At 74.1% G+C, this 17,610-nt stretch carries 14 protein-coding genes; 5 read left to right on the plus strand and 9 right to left on the minus strand.

Annotated features, from left to right (window positions below; genetic code table 11):
- Positions 1–5: 5 nt before the first annotated feature.
- Complete coding sequence (locus tag IE140_RS30155; RefSeq protein ID WP_093437008.1) at positions 6–824, minus strand: AAC(3) family N-acetyltransferase; 819 nt, start codon at positions 822–824, stop codon at positions 6–8.
- 46 nt (positions 825–870) lie between these two features.
- Positions 871–1,287, minus strand: coding sequence for a CoA-binding protein (locus tag IE140_RS30160; RefSeq protein WP_093437006.1), 417 nt, complete (start codon positions 1,285–1,287; stop codon positions 871–873).
- 74 nt (positions 1,288–1,361) lie between these two features.
- Here IE140_RS30160 and IE140_RS30165 point away from each other — a divergent pair, with 74 nt between their 5' ends.
- From IE140_RS30165 to IE140_RS30175, 3 genes are all read left to right on the plus strand, one after another.
- A complete protein-coding gene (locus tag IE140_RS30165) occupies positions 1,362–1,994 on the plus strand; it encodes a YigZ family protein (RefSeq protein ID WP_093437004.1) in 633 nt (210 codons plus the stop codon).
- Positions 1,995–2,200: 206 nt separating this feature from the next.
- Complete coding sequence (locus IE140_RS30170; protein WP_150195437.1) at positions 2,201–3,370, plus strand: exonuclease SbcCD subunit D; 1,170 nt, start codon at positions 2,201–2,203, stop codon at positions 3,368–3,370.
- A complete protein-coding gene (locus tag IE140_RS30175; protein ID WP_150195435.1) occupies positions 3,367–6,411 on the plus strand; it encodes an AAA family ATPase in 3,045 nt (1,014 codons plus the stop codon). The genes IE140_RS30170 and IE140_RS30175 overlap by 4 nt, the downstream gene beginning before the upstream one ends.
- Before the next feature lie 21 nt (positions 6,412–6,432).
- Here the strand turns inward: IE140_RS30175 and IE140_RS30180 are convergent, their stop codons facing one another.
- A complete protein-coding gene (locus tag IE140_RS30180) occupies positions 6,433–6,879 on the minus strand; it encodes an Lrp/AsnC family transcriptional regulator (RefSeq protein WP_010070037.1) in 447 nt (148 codons plus the stop codon).
- An 88-nt stretch (positions 6,880–6,967) separates the two neighbouring features.
- Here IE140_RS30180 and IE140_RS30185 point away from each other — a divergent pair, with 88 nt between their 5' ends.
- Positions 6,968–7,462 carry a rhodanese-like domain-containing protein gene (locus tag IE140_RS30185; RefSeq protein WP_093436996.1) on the plus strand — a complete coding sequence of 165 codons (495 nt, stop codon included), beginning with the start codon at positions 6,968–6,970 and terminating at the stop codon, positions 7,460–7,462.
- 32 nt (positions 7,463–7,494) lie between these two features.
- Here IE140_RS30185 and IE140_RS30190 read toward each other — a convergent pair whose 3' ends face one another.
- The 3 genes from IE140_RS30190 to IE140_RS30200 form a co-directional block, all read right to left on the minus strand.
- A complete protein-coding gene (locus IE140_RS30190) occupies positions 7,495–8,376 on the minus strand; it encodes an ATP-grasp domain-containing protein (RefSeq protein ID WP_150195433.1) in 882 nt (293 codons plus the stop codon).
- 84 nt (positions 8,377–8,460) lie between these two features.
- Positions 8,461–10,149 carry a DUF885 domain-containing protein gene (locus tag IE140_RS30195; protein ID WP_150195431.1) on the minus strand — a complete coding sequence of 563 codons (1,689 nt, stop codon included), beginning with the start codon at positions 10,147–10,149 and terminating at the stop codon, positions 8,461–8,463.
- Between the two features lie 70 nt (positions 10,150–10,219).
- A complete protein-coding gene (locus tag IE140_RS30200) occupies positions 10,220–10,699 on the minus strand; it encodes an Lrp/AsnC family transcriptional regulator (protein WP_006122929.1) in 480 nt (159 codons plus the stop codon).
- Between the two features lie 59 nt (positions 10,700–10,758).
- On the opposite strand from IE140_RS30200, the gene IE140_RS30205 reads away from it, so the two are divergent.
- Complete coding sequence (locus tag IE140_RS30205; RefSeq protein ID WP_150195429.1) at positions 10,759–11,973, plus strand: trans-sulfuration enzyme family protein; 1,215 nt, start codon at positions 10,759–10,761, stop codon at positions 11,971–11,973.
- Here the strand turns inward: IE140_RS30205 and IE140_RS30210 are convergent.
- From IE140_RS30210 to IE140_RS30220, 3 genes are all read right to left on the minus strand, one after another.
- Positions 11,906–13,336 (minus strand): GNAT family N-acetyltransferase, encoded by a 1,431-nt coding sequence (locus IE140_RS30210; RefSeq protein WP_150195454.1) that lies wholly within the window; start codon positions 13,334–13,336, stop codon positions 11,906–11,908. The genes IE140_RS30205 and IE140_RS30210 overlap by 68 nt on opposite strands.
- Before the next feature lie 65 nt (positions 13,337–13,401).
- Positions 13,402–16,197: a DUF7825 domain-containing protein gene (locus IE140_RS30215; RefSeq protein ID WP_189460874.1), complete on the minus strand. Its 2,796-nt coding sequence runs from the start codon at positions 16,195–16,197 to the stop codon at positions 13,402–13,404.
- Complete coding sequence (locus IE140_RS30220) at positions 16,194–17,573, minus strand: SWIM zinc finger family protein (RefSeq protein ID WP_093436980.1); 1,380 nt, start codon at positions 17,571–17,573, stop codon at positions 16,194–16,196. Before IE140_RS30220 ends, IE140_RS30215 begins: the two co-directional genes overlap by 4 nt.
- Between the last annotated feature and the right edge of the window lie 37 nt (positions 17,574–17,610).

Consider the following 17,610-nt stretch of genomic DNA (forward strand, 5'->3'; position numbering starts at 1 on the left):
CGACGTCAGGCTGTCCGGTGCTCCTTGAGCCAGATCGTGGCGAAGTCGACGGCCGACCGCAGCCGGACGAGCCGGCACTCCGCCGCGCCCACGCGCCCCGCCCGTACGTCACCCTCGGCGGCGGCCTCCTCGAACGCGGCGCCCAGGGCGGCGAAGTCCCCGTCGTCCAGGGCGACATCCTCGTACTCCCACCATCGGCGCACCCCCCGTGACGCCACCACACAGCGGTAGCTCCGGCGCGGCGGGCCGGGCATCCGGTACTCGCCCAGGTGGAACGCCGTACACGTGGCGTAGCCGGTGCCGAGCAGCAGGATCCGGGCATCCGCCTCGTACAGCCGGGCCAGCGGCGAGTCCTCCCCGAGGTGGCAGTCGGGGCGGTGCCCGGCGAGCAGCCGCGCAGCCCCGGGGCCGAGCCCGGCGAACGAGGTCTGCGGATGCGCGCTGCGCCCGGCCCCCGGCGCCGTCCGTACGGTCTCGGCCAGCGCGCCCATCGACGGCGCGGGCGTCACCGCCGGGTCGTACGCGGGCATCGCGGCGCGCACCGCGTCGACCGCCCCGGCGTCAAGGCCCCGCACCCGCTCGCGGTAGTGCGGGGAGGTGTCGGAGTTCTCCGTGGTGAAGGCGGGGACCACCACCGTCCCCGACGGTCCGACGGCCCGGCGCAACGCGCCCAGCACCTCCCGCGCCCCGCCCGCCACCGGCCCCAGCGCGCGCAGCGAGGCATGCACCAGGAGCACATCACCGGGCCGGACGCCGAGCGCGGTCAGCGCGGCCGTCGTCCGGGCCCTGCCGTCGGTCACGTCGATTACGTCCACGTCGTCCACGGCGGGAATTCTGCCCACCCGGGGGCGCCCCGCACACCCGGCGGGCTCAGGCGCGAGCGCCCAGCCGGGGGATCTCGATCGCGGGGCACCGGTCCATGACCATGTCGAGGCCCGCCGCGCGCGTCCGCCCGTAGGCGTCCCGGTCCACGACACCGAGCTGGAACCACACCGCCTTCGCGCCGACCGCCACCGCCTCGTCCGCGACGGCGCCCGCCAGCTCGCTGTTGACGAACACGTCCACCACGTCGACCGGGAAGGGGATGTCCGCGAGCGAGGCGTACCCCTGTTCGCCGTGGACCGTCTCGGCCTTCGGGTGGACCGGCACCACCCGCTTGCCGAACCGCTGGAGGACCTCCGCCACCCCGTACGCCGCCCGGGAACGGTTGCCGGACAGGCCCACCACCGCCCAGGTGTCGCCCGTGTCCTGGAGAATCCGCCTGATCGTCACGTCGTCTGCGTCCATGCCGGGACAACCCACGGACCCCACTCCCCATTCCCGCCGGGATCCGCCCTCGCGGCGGCGCATAGGGTGGACGGATGCAGGAGCAGTACCGGACCGTCGCCCGCGCGGGTGTGCACGAGAGCGAGATCAACCGATCCCGTTTCCTCTGCTCGCTCGCCCCAGCCGCCACCGAGGAGGAGGCGCAGGACTTCGTCGCCCGCGTCCGCAAGGAGCACCCGACCGCCACCCACAACTGCTTCGCGTACGTGATCGGCGCCGACGCCTCCGTGCAGAAGGCGAGCGACGACGGCGAACCCGGCGGCACGGCGGGCGTTCCCATGCTCCAGATGCTGATGCGGCGGGAGACGCGGTACGTCGTCGCGGTCGTCACCCGCTACTACGGCGGGGTCAAACTCGGCGCGGGCGGACTGATCCGGGCGTACGGGGGAGTGGTCGGCGAAGCCCTCGACGCGCTCGGCACGATCACCCGGCAGCGCTTCCGGCTCGCCACGATCCGGGTCGACCACCAGCGGGCCGGGAAGCTGGAGAACGACCTGCGGGCCACCGGGCGGGACGTCCGCGAGGTGCGGTACGCCGAGGCCGTCACCATCGGGATCGGGCTGCCGGACGCCGACGTCGAGGCGTTCACCGCCTGGCTGGCCGACGTGACCGCGGGGACCGCGGCACTGGAGCTGGGCGGCGAGGCGTACGGGGACGTGACCGCGTGAACCGTGTGAACCCCGTGAGGTGAGGGCAATCCCACGGGGCCACGGGTGCCCACGGGTGCCTACGGGGGGAAAATCATGATCGATGCGGGTCCGGCGGCCCGGCGGCGTTAGCGTGGTCGGTGCCGAGCGGGATCACGGGCCGCCGGTGCGCGGCCCACGGGGTGGAGGATGACGACGATGCAGGCCAAGACCGGCGGAGTGATGGCGTGAGGCTCCTGCACACCTCGGACTGGCATCTGGGCCGGTCTTTCCACCGCGTCTCCCTGCTGGACGCCCAGTCCGCCTACCTCGACCACCTCGTGGCGACGGTCCGGGAGCGCGAGGTGGACGTGGTCCTCGTCGCCGGCGACGTCTACGACCGGGCCGTACCCCCGCTCACCGCCGTCGAGCTGTTCGACCGGGCGCTGCACCGGCTCGCCGCCGCCGGCGTCCCCACCGTCATGATCTCCGGCAACCACGACTCGGCCCGCCGGCTCGGCGTCGGCGCGGGGCTCTTCGAACGCGCCGGGATCCATCTGCGGACCGATCCCGAGGGCTGCGCCACCCCCGTCGTGCTCGCCGACGACCACGGCGACGTCGCGTTCTACGGGCTGCCCTACCTGGAACCCGCCCTGGTCAAGGACGCCCTGGGGGCGGCCAAGGCCGGTCACGAGGCGGTCCTCACCGCCGCCATGGACCGGGTGCGCGCCGACCTCGCCAGCCGCCCCGCCGGAACCCGCTCCGTCGTCCTCGCGCACGCCTTCGTGGCGGGCGGCGAGCCCAGCGACAGCGAACGCGACATCACCGTCGGCGGGGTCGCCGCCGTCCCCGCCGGGGTCTTCGACGGCGTCGACTACGCGGCCCTCGGCCATCTCCACGGCTCCCAGCGGGTCACGGAACGGGTCCGCTACTCCGGCTCGCCGCTCGCCTACTCCTTCTCCGAGGCCGACCACCGCAAGACCATGTGGCTCGTCGACCTCGACGCCCACGGGAACATCGCCGCCGAGGAACGCGTCGACTGCCCCGTCGAGCGGCCCCTCGCCCGGCTCAGGGGCCGCCTCGACACCCTCCTGGAGGACCCCGCCCTGGACCGCCACGAGCACGCCTGGGTCGAGGCCACCCTCACCGACCCGGTACGCCCCGCCGAGCCCATGGCCCGCCTCGCCCGGCGCTTCCCGCACACCCTCAGCCTCGTCTTCGACCCCGAACGGCCCCCCGAGGATCCGCTCGCCTCCTACGCCCAGCGCCTCAAGGGCCGCGACGACCACCAGATCGCCGAGGACTTCGTCGCCCACGTCCGCGGCGGCAGCGGCCCGAGCGACCTCGAACGCACCGTGCTGCGGGGCGCGTTCGACGACGTCCGGGTGGACGAGACCGTGCGCGAGGTGTCCCGGTGAGACTGCACCGCCTGAGCATCACCGCCTTCGGCCCGTTCGGCACCACCCAGGAAGTCGACTTCGACGCCCTGTCCTCCGCCGGGCTCTTCCTGCTCCACGGACCCACCGGCGCGGGCAAGACCTCCGTCCTGGACGCCGTCTGCTTCGCCTTGTACGGGGCCGTCCCCGGCGCCCGGCAGAGCCCCGGGGCCTCCCTGCGCAGCGACCACGCGCCCGTGGACCTGCCCACCGAGATCCAGCTGGAGCTGACCGTCGGCGGCCGCCGCCTCGAAGTCACCCGCAGCCCCGCCCAGCCGCGCCCGAAGAAGCGGGGCGACGGCTTCACCGTGGAGAAGGCCCAGAGCAGGCTGCGCGGTTACGACCCCGAGCGCGGCTGGCACGCCCTCAGCAAGTCGCACCAGGAGATCGGCGAGGAGCTGACCCAGCTCATCGGCATGAGCCGGGACCAGTTCTGCCAGGTCGTGCTGTTGCCGCAGGGCGACTTCGCCCGCTTCCTGCGCTCGGACGCCGAGGCCCGCGGCAAGCTGCTGGGCCGGCTCTTCGACACCTCCCGCTTCGCCGCCGTCGAGGAGCGCCTCGCCGAACTGCGCCGGGGCGCCGAGGCCAAGGTCACCGCCGCCGACGAACGGATCCTCGCCCTCGCCCAGCGCATCGCCCAGGCGGCCGGACCCGCCGGGGCCGAGGCCACGCCGATCGCCGCCCGGCCCGGCGAACCGGGCCTCGCCGAAGCCGTGCTGGAGTGGGCCGCGATCGCCCGCTCCACGGCCCGCGAACGGCTCGACATCGCCCACCGCGTCGTCGCCTGGGCCGAGGGCCGACAGCGCGAGGCCCGCCACGCACTGGACGCCGTACGTGAACTCGCCCGCCTCCAGCAGCGGTACGAGGAGACCCGTCGGCGCTCCGCGGCGCTGGAGGAGCGGCGACCCGAACACGACCGCTGCCAGGAGGAGCTGGACCGCGCCCGCAAGGCCGACCGGGTCGCCCCGGCGCTGGAGCTGCGCGAGGAGGCGGAGCGCGCCCACCGCCGTGCGTCCGACGCCCTCGGCCGGGCGAGGGTGCACCTGCCGCCCGACCTCGCCGACGCGGGCCCCGACCAACTCGCCGAGCTGGAGCGCCGGTTCCGGCAGGAGCTGGGCGGCCTGGAATCCGCCCGCCGGGCCGAGGCACGCAGTACCGGGATCGACGAGGAGCGGGACCGGCTGGAGCGCGAATCCCGGGCCGACGACGCGACCGTCCGGGACACGGAGGTCTGGCTCGCCGGCTGGGACACCGTCCACGCCGGGCTCCGGGAGTCCATCGCGACCGCGCAGGAGGCCGCGACCCACGCCGAACAGCTCGCCGGACTGCTCGCCCCGGCCCGCCGTCGACTGGAGGCCGCCCGCCGCCGCGACACTCTGGCCGCCGAGCTCCGGACCGCCCGGGAGGAGCTCGCCGGGGCCCGCGAGCGCGCCCTCGCCGCCCACGAGACCTGGCTCGGGCTGCGGGAGCGGCGGCTGCGGGACATCGCGGCGGAGCTGGCCGCCGGGCTCGTCGACGGCGCGCCCTGCACCGTCTGCGGCTCCGCCGAGCACCCGGCCCCCGCCACCGAGGGCGACGGCCATGTCGACCGGGCCACCGAGGAGGCCGCCCTCGCCGCCCACCGTGACGCCGAGGAGACCCGTACCCGCGCGGAACAGGCCCTCGGGCTCGTCCGCGAACGCCACGCCACCGCGGACGCGGAGGCGCGTGACGAGCAGGCCCGCGATGCGGAAGCCGGTGATCCTGCGGTGCCGGACCCCGGCCCGTCCGTCGATGAACTCCGTGACGCCGTCGACCGGTTGACCGCCGAGCACGCCGAGGCGCACCGCCTTGCCGCCGGGACGCACGCCGCCCGCGAGGCTCTCGACGCCGCCGAGCGCGAGCACGCCGGCCGCCTCGAACTCCGGCAGGAGGCCGAGCGCCGGGCCGCCGCCCGCACCTCCCGGCGTGAGGCCCTCGACCGCGAGCAGGCCGCACTGTACGACGAACTCACCGCCGTCCGGGGCGAGTCCGGGTCCGTCGCCGCCTACGCGGACCGCCTGACCCGCCGGGTGGAGCTGCTGGCCGACGCCGCCGATGCCGTACGCGCCGAGCAGGATGCGGCGCAGCGCCGCAAGGAGGCCGACGACCGGCTCTCCGACGCGGCGTTCCGGGCCGGCTTCGACACCCCGGAGGCCGCGGCCGCGACGCTCCTCGACGCCTCGGCCCAACGCGACCTCCAGCACCGCATCGACGCCTGGCAGGCCGAGGCCGCCGCGGTGGCCGACCGCCGTGCCGAGCGCGACGCCCGCGAGGCCGCCGAGCAGCCCGCTGCCCGACCATCAGCGGCACAGAGTGAGTTCGAGACGGCGGAATGGCTGCTGCGCGAGGCGTCGTCCGCGCTCGCCGCCGCCGACGAGCGCTGCGACGAGCTGACCCGGCTCTCCCGGCAGGCCGCCGAAGAGGTACGGCGGCTGGGGCCCGTACGCCAGGAGTACGAGCGGATCGCCCGGCTCGCGGGTCTGGCGGCGGGCACCTCCGCCGACAACGAGCGCAAGATGCGCCTGGAGGCGTACGTCCTGGCCGCCCGCCTCGAACAGGTGGCGGCCGCCGCCACCGCGCGGCTCCAGCGGATGTCCTCCGGCCGCTACACGCTGGTCCACTCCGACGCCCGTACCGGTGGCCGCCGCGCCGGACTCGGTCTGCATGTGGTCGACGCCTGGACCGGCAGCGAACGCGACACCGCGACACTCTCCGGAGGGGAGACGTTCTTCGCCTCGCTGGCCCTCGCGCTGGGCCTCGCCGACGTCGTGACCGAGGAGGCCGGCGGCGTACGCCTGGACACCCTCTTCATCGACGAGGGGTTCGGCAGCCTGGACGACCAGACGCTGGACGAGGTGCTCGACGTACTGGACTCCCTGCGGGAGCGGGACCGCAGCGTCGGCATCGTCAGCCATGTGGCCGACCTGCGCCGCCGGATCCCGGCCCGGCTCGAAGTGGTGAAGGAGCGGCAGGGCTCGTCCGTGCGGCATCGCCTCGTGTGAGCCGAGCTCCCTCCGGGAGGTTCAGCGGCCGATCGCGCGGCGGGGGAGCGGTGAGGAGTACACGATGCTCGTGGTGACCGAGCCGAGCGCTCCGATCCGCCCGGTGGTCTCCTCCAGGTGTTTCATGGAACGGGCCGTGACCTTGAGGACGAAGCAGTCGTCGCCGGTGACGTGGTGGGCCTCGATGATCTCCGGCGTCGTGTCCAGCAGGTCGTGGAAGGGCTTGTAGTTCCCGTTCGGGTAGCGCAGGCGCACCAGGGCGAGGATCGGCAGCCCGAGCCGCTCGGCGTCGACCACCGCCGCGTATCCGCTGATCACCCCCACTTCCTCCAGTCGCCGCACCCGCTCCGTCACGGCGCTCGGGGACATGGCGACGGCACGGGCGAGCTCGGCGAAGGTGGCGCGGCCGTCGCGCTGGAGGACGTCGAGGATGCGCCAGTCGGTGGCGTCCGGGGAATAGTCGGTCACCTCCCCGAGGCAACAGGGAAATCCCCGGCGAATCAAGAGCTGTGCCGGGGAATCTCACTTCCCGGGCCGGTTTCGCGGCCATAGATTCATGGTCATGACCTCGCACTCCGCGGCCACGGCCGCCAACCCCGTCCTGCGCGTCCCGCCCGCCTCGCCTGCCGCCGCGGCCGCCTACTTCGGCGCCTCGCTCGCCTTCCACGCGGACGTCTCGGATGTCGCCGCCGCGCTCGCCGCCGACGGCGACCCCGGGTTCGTCGTCCTGGACAGCCGCTCCACCGCCTCCTGGGATCAGGGGCACATCCCCGGAGCGGTCCACCTGCCCACCGCCCTGATCTCCGAGCAGGCGGCCGCGCTGCTGGACCCGGCCGTCCCCGTGGTCACGTACTGCTGGGGGCCGGGCTGCGACGGCGCGACCCGGGCGGCTCTGGCCCTCGCCCAACTGGGTTTCCAGGTCAAGGAGATGCTCGGCGGGTTCGAGTACTGGGTGCGCGAGGGGTTCGCCTACGAGACCTGGGAGGGCGGCGAGCGGCGCGCGGCCGATCCGCTGACCGCTCCGGTCGACGCGGCCGACTGCGGCTGCTGAGCCCCAATGAGTCCAGGCGCAGGCTCAGGGGCTCAGCGCGCCCCGGCCGCCGCGAGCGCGGCGAACAGCTCGCCCGTCTCCGCCCCTGCGGGAACTCCGCTGACCTGGCCGTCGCCGACCTCCACCACCCGCCACACCCCGTCCTCGCGCAGTGCCAGGTCGGTGGTGACCCAGCGGAGCCCGAGACGGCCCACCGCCTCCCGCACGGAGGGGAGTTCGGGGACGGGGTGCCGGTCGGGGGTGTCCGGGTGGGCCGTGACGAGCACCGCCTCCCCGTCCACCCACCACACCCGCGCCTCGCCACCCGCGACGAACGGCTCGAAGGCGCGCAGCACCAGACCGCCCGCGAGGAAGTCCCCCTGGAGTTCGACGAACCGGCCTACCACGGAAGCCAGTTGCTTCCGGTCCGCGAGCTCCGGCACGTAACAGGCCTCGTCCCACTCGTGCTTGCGGGACTTCACGAAGTCCTTCACGATGCCGGGCCCCGGCCCCAGCGGCGCCGCGATCCCGGCCAGCTCGTCGGCGGAGGGCGGCGGACCCCCCGGAACCGCCGCCCGCCAGACGCTGTGCGGCGTCAGCCCGTCGAACTCCGCGTACCAGCATGGGAGTTCATGCGCCCGCCGGTAGCCGACGGCGTCGGTGAGCAGGGAGCAGCCCCGCGCACCGAGCGCCGTCTCCAGCTCCGCGTACCGGGCGGAGGGGATCATCCAGCCGCGGTACCAGTACGGTCCGGAGTCCCGTGCGACCCGGGCCACCGCCCCGGCCGCGTCCCCGGCGAGCAGCGCGTCATGATCGAGCAGGGCGATCCGGCCACCCGCCGCCCGCGCCGCCGCGAGGTCATCGGCGAACTGCGGATCGGGCCTCGACGTCCTTAACGGGTCGGCGCAGAACAGGAATCCGCTGCGCTCGGTCATGACAGGCTGCCTTCCTTCACTTCCGTGTCCTCTGTCGGCGGGGACTGTCGAGGGGGCTTTTGACCGTGCGTCCCACCGGCCCGGTCAGAGCCGTGACAGCTCGTCCACCAGATCGTCCAGGCCCAGCGACCCCTGCGAGAGGGCCGCCATGTGCCACGCCTTCAGGTCGAACGCGTCGCCGTGCGCGGCGCGCGCGTTCTCCCGGCCGAGCAGCCAGGCGCGCTCGCCGAGCTTGTAGCCGATGGCCTGGCCGGGCATCGACAGATAGCGGGTCAGCTCGCTCTCCACGAAATCGGCGGGGCGGCCGCTGTGGTTGCCGAAGAACTCCTGGGCCAGGTCGGGGGTCCAGCGCTCGCCCGGGTGGAAGGGGGAGTCCGCCGGGATCTCCAGCTCCAGGTGCATACCGATGTCGACGATCACCCGGCAGGCGCGCATCATCTGGGCGTCCAGATAGCCGAGCCGCCGCTCCGGGTCGGGCAGGAACCCCAGCTCGTCCATCAGCCGCTCCGCGTACAGCGCCCAGCCCTCGGCGTTCGCGCTGACCATGCCGACCGAGGCCTGGTAGCGGGAGAGGGTGTCGGCGACGTGCGTCCACTGCGCGAGCTGCAAGTGGTGGCCGGGAACGCCCTCGTGGTACCAGGTGGAGACCAGGTCGTACACCGGGAAACGGGTCTCGCCCATGGTGGGCAGCCAGGTGCGCCCGGGGCGGGAGAAGTCCTCGGAGGGGCTGGTGTAGTACGGCGCGGCGGCCCCGCCGGGCGGGGCGATCCGGGACTCCACCTTCCGTACCCGCTCCGCGAGGTCGAAGTGCGTGCCGTCCAGCGCCTCGATCGCCTCGTCCATCAGGCCCTGGAGCCAGTCGCGGACCTCGTCCACCCCTTCGATGTGCTTGCCGTGAACGTCGAGGTGGGCGAGCGCCTCCCAGGGACCGGCCCCGGGCAGCACCTTCTCGGCCTCGGTCCTCATCTCGGCGAGCAGCCGGTGGTACTCCGACCAGCCGTACGCGTACGCCTCATCGAGATCCAGGTCGGTGCCGTTGTACAGCCGCGACCAGCGGGCGTACCGCTCCCGGCCGACCGGGTCCGGAGCGCCCTCGATCGCCGGGGCGTACACGTCGCGCATCCAGTCCCGCAGCGCGAGCACCGAGGCCGTCGCGAGCCGGGCCGCCTCGTCGAGCTCCGCCCGCAGGGAGGCGGGGCCCGGCGCGACGAACTCCGCGAAGAACCCGTCGCCCTCGCCTTCCCCGCCCCACTCCGTGAGCTGCCCGACGAACGTGGCGGTCGCGCGCGGGCCGCCGTACAGCTTGCGCTCCAGGCCGAGCGCGAGCGAGGCGCGGTACCCCTCGTACGCGGCGGGCACCGCGCGCAGGCGCTCCACGACCGCCGCCCAGTCCTCGTCCGTCGCGGTCGGCGTGAGGGTGAAGACCTCGGTGATGCTGTGGGCGGGCGACGACAGGTTGGAGACGGCTCGCAGGCCCTCCTCCGCCTCGTGCACGGCGAGTTCCGCCGTCAGGCGCTCCCGCAGGAGGCGTCCGCAGCGGCGCTCGGCGTCGCTGTCCGCACCGGGCAGCCGCTCGGCGGCGTCCAGCTTCCGCAGCGTTTCGCGGAGGAGGCCGGCGGACGCCTCCTGGCCGGCCGGTGAGAAGTCGGGCAGTCGGCGCGAGCTTTCGGGCACACCCAGATAGGTGCCCGTGATGGGGTCGAGTTCGATGAGTGCGTCGACGTAGGCGTCGGCGACCTGACGGGGCAGCGCGCTGCTCGAAGTGTCTGACATGCGGACATCCTCGTACGGCGGCGGCCCTTCCGTCATCACCGGGGGCCGCCCGGTGTCCGAACCCGGCTGGTCAGTTCGCGGCGGGCGGAAGCAGCGGACCGCACTCCCACTGCTGGAAGATCAGCCGGGTGTCCACCCGGGCCACCTCCCGGCGCGAGGTGAACTCGTCCAGGACCAGCCGTTGCAGATCCGCCGCGTCGGCCACCGCCACCTGCACCAGATAGTCGTCGGGGCCGGTGAGATGGAACAGCGCACGCGACTCCGGCAGCGACCTGATCCGGTCGACGAACGGCCCGATCAACTCCCGGCGGTGCGGCCTGACCTGCACCAGCAGCAGCGCCTGGAGCCCCCGGCCGAGCTTCGCCGGATCGAGGCGCAGCTGGTCCCCGAGGATCACCCCGCTGCGGCGCAGCCGGGCCACCCGGTCCAGACAGGTCGAAGCGGCCACGCCGACCTCGGCCGCCAGCTCGCGGTACGTGGTCCGCGCATCGTTCTGCAACAGCCGCAGAATCTGCAGATCCACCGGATCCAGAGCGACAGAATCGGACATGTGGCGAACATAGCACGGAGTACGGCCGCTACGAACCGGTAACTGTTCAGAGTGACGCCATGGACAACGAAGTCTCGATGACGCCCCCTGCTCCCACCCCGTCCAGGGCTCTCGCCACCGAAGCCGTGCACGCCGGACGCGACGACCTCGCCTCCCTCGGAGTGCACGCCCCGCCGATCGACCTGTCCACCACCTACCCCTCCTACGACTCGCGTGACGAGGCGATGCGTATCGACGCCTTCGCCACCACCGGCTCCCTCCCGGACGGGCCGCCGGTCTACGCCCGGCTCGACAACCCCACCACGGGCCGCTTCGAGACGGCGCTCGCCCGGCTGGAGGGGACCGACAGCGCGGTCGCCTTCGCCAGCGGGATGGCCGCGCTCACCGCCGTCCTGCTCGCCCGCGCGAGCCAGGGACTGCGCCACGTCGTCGCGGTCCGGCCGCTCTACGGGTGCAGCGACCATCTGCTCGGCGCCGGGCTGCTGGGCACCGAGGTGACCTGGACCGACCCTGCGGGCATCGCCGACGCCATCCGCCCGGACACCGGCCTGGTGATGGTCGAGACGCCGGCCAACCCGACCCTGGCCGAGGTCGACATCCGGGCCGTCGCCCACGCCTGCGGAACCGTGCCGCTGCTGGTCGACAACACCTTCGCCACCCCCGTCCTCCAGCGCCCCGTCGAACACGGCGCCCGCATCGTCCTGCACAGCGCCACCAAGTACCTCGGCGGCCACGGGGACGTCATGGGCGGCGTCGTCGCCTGCGACGAGGAGTTCGCCGCGACCCTGCGCCAGGTGCGGTTCGCCACCGGCGGGGTGCTGCACCCGCTGGCCGGCTATCTGCTGCTGCGCGGCCTGTCCACGCTGCCGGTACGCGTCCGGGCGGCCTCGACGAGCGCCGCCGAACTCGTCCGCAGGCTCACCGCCGACCCGCGGATCGCCCGGGTGCACTACCCGCGGATCGGCGGCGCGATGATCTCCTTCGAGGTGTACGGGGACCCGCACCGGGTGATCTCCGGGGTGCGGCTCATCACGCCCGCCGTCAGCCTCGGCAGCGTGGACTCGCTGATCCAGCACCCGGCCTCCATCAGCCACCGCATCGTGGAGGAGGGAGACCGGCGGGCGGCCGGTGTCGGCGACCGGCTGCTGCGGATGTCGGTCGGCCTGGAGGACGTCGAGGACCTGTGGGCGGATCTGTGCCAGGCGCTCAGTGACGGGCCCATTCCGTCGGCGCGGACGGCCGAGTGGCCTCTTCACTCGTCAGCCGGGCGGTGATGACGAGCGTGCCCTCCTCGATCTGGTAGTCGAGGGGCAGCTCCAGCGCGCGCATCGCGGCCACCATGCCGGTGTTGCGGGACTGCGTCACCGCGTACACGCTGTCGCAGCCCGCCTCCTCGGCCAGCGCCACCAGGCGGCGGAGCAGCTCGGAGCCGATGCCCCGGCGCTGCCAGTCGTCCTCGACGAGGAGGGCGACCTCGGTCTCGTCGCCGTCCCAGAGGAGGTGGCCCAGCGCCACCAGCCTGCCCGACGCCGTCTGCACCGCCAGGGTGCGGCCGAAGCGGGGGCTCAGCAGATGGCCGAGATAGCGGTCGGCGTCCGCGACGGGACCGTGGTAGCGCAGGCCCAGGGTGTCCTGCGAGCAGCGGTCGTGCATGGCGCGGGCGGCGGCGAGATCGCCGCGGTCCGCGCGGCGCACGGTGATCTCGTTACCCTCGGGCAGCGTGAGGACGTCCTCGCTGCGCGGCACACGGGGACCGAGCCGGGCATCCAGCTCGACCAGGGCGCGCGCCCGCGCGAACTCGGTGGGCGTGAACGGCAGATAGGGCCGCTCGACGGAGATCACCCCGCCGGACGGGTCACGCAGCCGCATCACCGTCTCCTCCAGCACGCCCTCGACCGGGGCGCTCTGTCCGGTCGCGCGGCCGGTGACGGAGACGGCGGGCAGTGAGTGGATGGTGCACCGGCCGAGCAACTGGCGCAGGGCGAGCGGCAGCTCGGCCGCGTCCAGCGCCGTCCGGGTGGCCAGCGACAGCACCCGGGTCGGGGTGTCCACCAGATCGTGGGCGTCCGCCCGCTCGATCCAGGTGGAGGCGCCGCCCGCGGCCGCGATCTCCCGGGACAGCTCCTGCGCCTGGAGCGTGGCCGGGGCCCGCAGCAGGAACTCGTCGACGGTGCCCTCGGCGAGCGGGTGCGTCTGGAGGGTGAGGATGTCGACGCGGAGCCCGGCGAGCGCCGTGCACAGCGCGGCCAGACTGCCCGGGGCGTCGAGCACCGTCGTCCGCATCCGCCACAGCGTGGTCCCGGCCTCCCCGGCGCCGGCCACCCCGCCTTCGCCGGTGCCCTCGGCCCCGCCCGCCGCCGTAGCGGTCCCGGCCGTGGCGCCGGCCTCGACGGGTGGGGCGGCGTCCGCTTCGTCCGGCGGGGGTGCGTGACTGTGGCGTCGGGCCCACCACGTGTGGAACGCGGCCGTGGCCACCAGCGCCACCGCCGACGCCATGAGCAGGTAGGGCCCGTCCGGCTGGTGTCCGATCAGGTTGGCGATCGCGTCGGCCACGGCCACGGCGGTGAACAGGGCGGCCAGTTCGATCAGGTCCCGCCGCCAGTGGTGCGGACGGCGGGCGCTCTTCGCGGAGGTCACATCAGTCATGTCCCCACTGTGAACGAACGGTGTTGCCTGATCACGAACGCCTTGTGACTGATGGGTTACGCGTTGATCTGGTCCCCTATCGTCGCTTTTCGGTCAGATTCCGGGCCGGTGGTTCCTTGCACCTCCCGCTCCCCGAACGTGGCGAGCAGCCGGGCGGCCTGGCGGACCGTCTGGGACGAGCCCTTGCGCCCCGCCGTGGCCGCGAGCCCCGCTATCGGCTCGATCCCGCCCGTCCCGCAGCGCTCGGCGCACTCGGCCGCCACGGACAGCAGGTCCCCGAGCCCTCGCGGCGTCTTCTCGTACGCCAGGAGACCGGGCAGCATCGCCGCCAGCACGGCCAGCACCGTCCGGTAGGCACCCGTGGCGGCGGCCGTGCCGAGCGCGTCGGCCGTACGGTTCACCTTCACCAGATCGCGGTCGACCAGGATCGCCAGCTCCCGCCCCAGCGCCGCCCCGTCCAGCCGCCCCCGCGCGGCCAGCACCAGCAGCGCGTCCACCGCCGCCGTACGATCCTCCGGGTGCCGGGCACCGAGCCCGTAGGCCAGCGCGAGATGCATCGCCCCGCCCGTCTCGCCCGCGCTCTCGGCCAGCGCGGGCAGGAACCCGACGGCTCCCCGCTGCCCCTGATCGGCGGCGAACAGCAGGTCCGGCATCAGCCAGGCGGCCAGCGTCTCCGGATCGCCGGGCAGGGTGGCCGTCCAGTGCGAGGACCGCTCGGGACCCCAGTGGTAGCACTCCTGGGCGCGGGGGAGCTGAGCCCGGCCCAGCCAGTGGAAGGCCTCCGGGAAATCGCGCTGGATCACCAGCCGCTCCCGGGTGGCCACCAGCACCTGACGGGCCCCGGACGTCGTCCGCTGCCACCACGTGCCCCCCGACGGGCGGGAGACCGTGGTCGCGGGATGCCGCAGCACCGGAGCCACCGAATCCTCGGCCCGGATCCAGGCGGCCAGCCGGTCGCCCTCACCGGTGCCCAGCGCCTCGGCCGCCGCGGCGGCCTCCGCCCGCTCGGGGTCGCTGTCCCGGCGGACCCGCAGCAGGGCCTGCGCGAAGTCGGCGGGCCCCGGGCGGACATCCAGATCCCGGTAGGTCCGCAGCCGTTCCACGAGCTCCGCCGCCTCGACCGCCCCGGTGTGCCAGGTCGGCGTCGCCAGCAGGAACGGCACCCGCCCGGCCGCTATCGCCTCCGAGGCCTCCCACACCCGGTCGAGCAGCACCCCGTTCAGCGCCGCATGGGCACAGGCGTCCGACCCCGTCACGACGGTCTGCGCCCGCCACGCGACCCTGTCCCGTTCGGACACCAGGCCCAGCAGCGAGGCCACCACGACGGAGAGCCCGTGCGAGGTCGAGATGCCCCGCGGATCGACCATGTACGGGGAGAGACCGTGCTCGACGAAATGCACCCCAGCCAGCGCCTCCCGCAAGCTTCCCGTCAGCTCCTCCCGGTCGCTCCGGGCCAGCCGGACAAGGCCGTCGAGCGCCCGCTCGAAGCCGGTGATCCCGGCCGAGGTGTCCAGGACGGCCGACGCCGGGATCCAGTGCTCCGACGCATGCGCCTTCACCCGGGCGGCCACCTCCTCGACGAGTTCGGCCACGGTCTCGGGAGCGGGGTCCTGACGCCGCAGCACCGGCGCGGGCGGCAGAAACTCCTCGTACGCCTGCGGAGCCTCTTCCTCCTCCGCGAGCTCCCCGAACAGGGCGGTGACCGTCTCGCGGTGCATCGGGCCCAACTGCGCGGCGGCCGAGGCCAGCTGCTCCCGCACGTCCGGGCCGGCGACGGCGGGGAGATACCGGGCGACCAGCTTCAGGGCCCGCTCCTGGACATCGATGGCCTCGTGGCCGAACGCCTCGGCGACCGCCGGAAGAAGCTCGCCCGCCGTCGAGGAGTCCCGGCGCAGCACCTTCCCCAGCAGCGTCAACTGGGCCCGCACCAGCTTCTTCTCCTGGCGGAAGAGCACCGCCCCCGACACGTCCGCCAGCTCCCGGACCGGCAACTCACCCCGCGCGTCGAGCCGTACGAGCACCTGCTGCGCGTGCGAGGCCACGGGCGCTATGCCGTCCGCGGCCATCGCCGTCCAGTCCCGCAGACGGCTCTTCTCCTCGTCCTCCGTCGCCTCCAGACGCTGGAGGACGGCCAGGAAGAACCGCTGGTCGACGGACTTGCCGCCACGCATCAGGCGCGCCACGCACCGCTCCACCAGATACGACCGGTCCAGCACCCCGTCCTCGGCCAGCGTACTCAGCGCCCCGGGCCAGTGGTCCTGCGAATCCGGCGCGTCGTAGAAGTCGACCTGCGGCGGCAGCTCGGCCATCTCGAACAGCCGGGGCGCCAGCACGGCGGCGTGCGGATCGTCCCGCAGGATCTCGGTCAGCGGGCGCCGGGTCCGGCGCCGCCAGCGCGCCGCGCCGACCAGCTCCGTCCAGCCCGTCACCAGATTGTCCGTGACGGGAAGCGGAACCCGGGCGATCCGCGTCAGCTCGCCGACGAAGGTGTACTCCGCTTCGGAGAGCGCAGCGCGCCCCGCGAAGCGGTGGGCGAGATCGCCGAGCCACGCCGGATCGCGGTCCTTGAGCGAGGCGAGGATCAACGGATACGGGGAGCGGGTCCAGTCCCGCAGATCACGGCCGCCGATCCAGGTGGCGCACCCCGCCGCTCCGCTGTGACAGCCCGCGCCGGCCACCAGCAGCGCCTTGCGGATCCGGTCGCGCCGCTGCCAGTCCCAGCCCCGCACCTCCTTGCGCAGCTCCTTGAGCTCGGTGAGCGCGGAACGGCGGCCGGACCGGTCCAGGGCGAGCACCAGCGGCGGCACATCGTGGTGGCGCCCCGCCCGCACAGCGGTCAGCAGCTCGTTCATCGCGCACCTCCGGCGACCGTCGCACCCTGGCGGACCATACGCACGGCGAGCGCGTGCTTGCAGGGTCCACGCCGTCCCCGGTAGTCCGCCCACCACTGACACGTACAGCTGAACACGGAACCGCTCTCCCGCACTTGGTAGCGGCGGTCCCCGGAAGCGACCGTCGCCAGCGAACCGTCGAGGGTCACCGCGCCTTCACCCGCCAGCCGACGGGCGGCCACGAGACGCGGATTGTGCCGCTCCGCCCGGTCCGCGTCGTACGGCAGCTCACGGTGGAAGTACGCGGCGTCCGCCAGGTCGTAACCCACGCGGCCCGCCGTGCCGAGCCGGGTCAGCGCGGCCCGCACCCGCTCCACGCTCAGCCCCGACTGCTCGGCCAGCGACGCCGGTTCGATCCGGGGCTCCCAGGCGAGCAGCACCGACACCAGCTCGGCGTCGGCCGCCGCGTCCTCCGTGGCCAGCGCCTCCAGGACGCCGCCCTCACCCGAGAACCCCCGCGCGGAGTCGGGGGAGAGCGTCAGCGTGAGCCGCATTCCCGGCAGCACCACCTCCCAGGCGCTCGCCGCCGCCGCACCGTCCGCCACCGGCCCGTACACCCGCAGGGCCGTCGCGTCGCGCAGCACCCGCTGCAACGCCACCAGCCGCTCCGGGCCCGGCAGACACACCGCGCCCGGCACCGGCCGGGTCGTCGGGCGCAGGGACCCGCCCGACGCCACCACCCACCGGGCCCCGCGCGCGGCGTTCCCCGAGGACGGGGTGCGGGGCAGCGAACGCAGGAACGCCACCGCCCGCTCCGCCGTCAGCTCGGCCCGCAGATCGAATCGGGCCGAGGCGACCTGCGCCTCCGCGAAACCGCGCAGCCACCGGTCGGGCAGGGGCACCTTCTTCTCCACCACCGGCCCGTCCAGAGTGGTCACCGCCAGCTCCTCCGGTCCCACCCGCAGATGCAGCGGATCGTCCGCCGTGATCCGCGAAAGCGCCTCCCGCAGCGGAGCGTTCACATCCACATTCGTCGTTCCATGGCCCGTCTCCTGCCCGTCCAGCCCCTCCTGGAGCACATCGAGCCGGGCATACACCCCGCAGCAGCCGGAGAACGACTCGAACCGCAACCGGTCCCCGTTCCCCGTCACCACCGGGTCCAGCGAGGCGGGCAGCGTGCGCTGGTAGTAGCGGGCGGCGGCCACATCCGCCACCGCCAGCAGCCCACGCGCCGCTATGCGCGGATCGGAGAGGAAACCGGCGAAGAACCGCGGGTGCGCCTCGGCCCCGCGCGGGGTGAGCCCCCCTGCGGTCTCCAGACCGAGGGAGGGCCCCACCTGCGAGGACGCCAGGGCGGACGGGCGTGCGTAGGCCAAGGCCTGAACGGATCGGGTCATGAAAAAAGCGTAGGACCCGCCACTGACAACGGCCCTC

Origin of the sequence: Streptomyces parvus, assembly GCF_014648875.1 — a bacterium.
In the GTDB taxonomy this organism is placed as follows: Bacteria; Actinomycetota; Actinomycetes; order Streptomycetales; family Streptomycetaceae; genus Streptomyces; species Streptomyces parvus.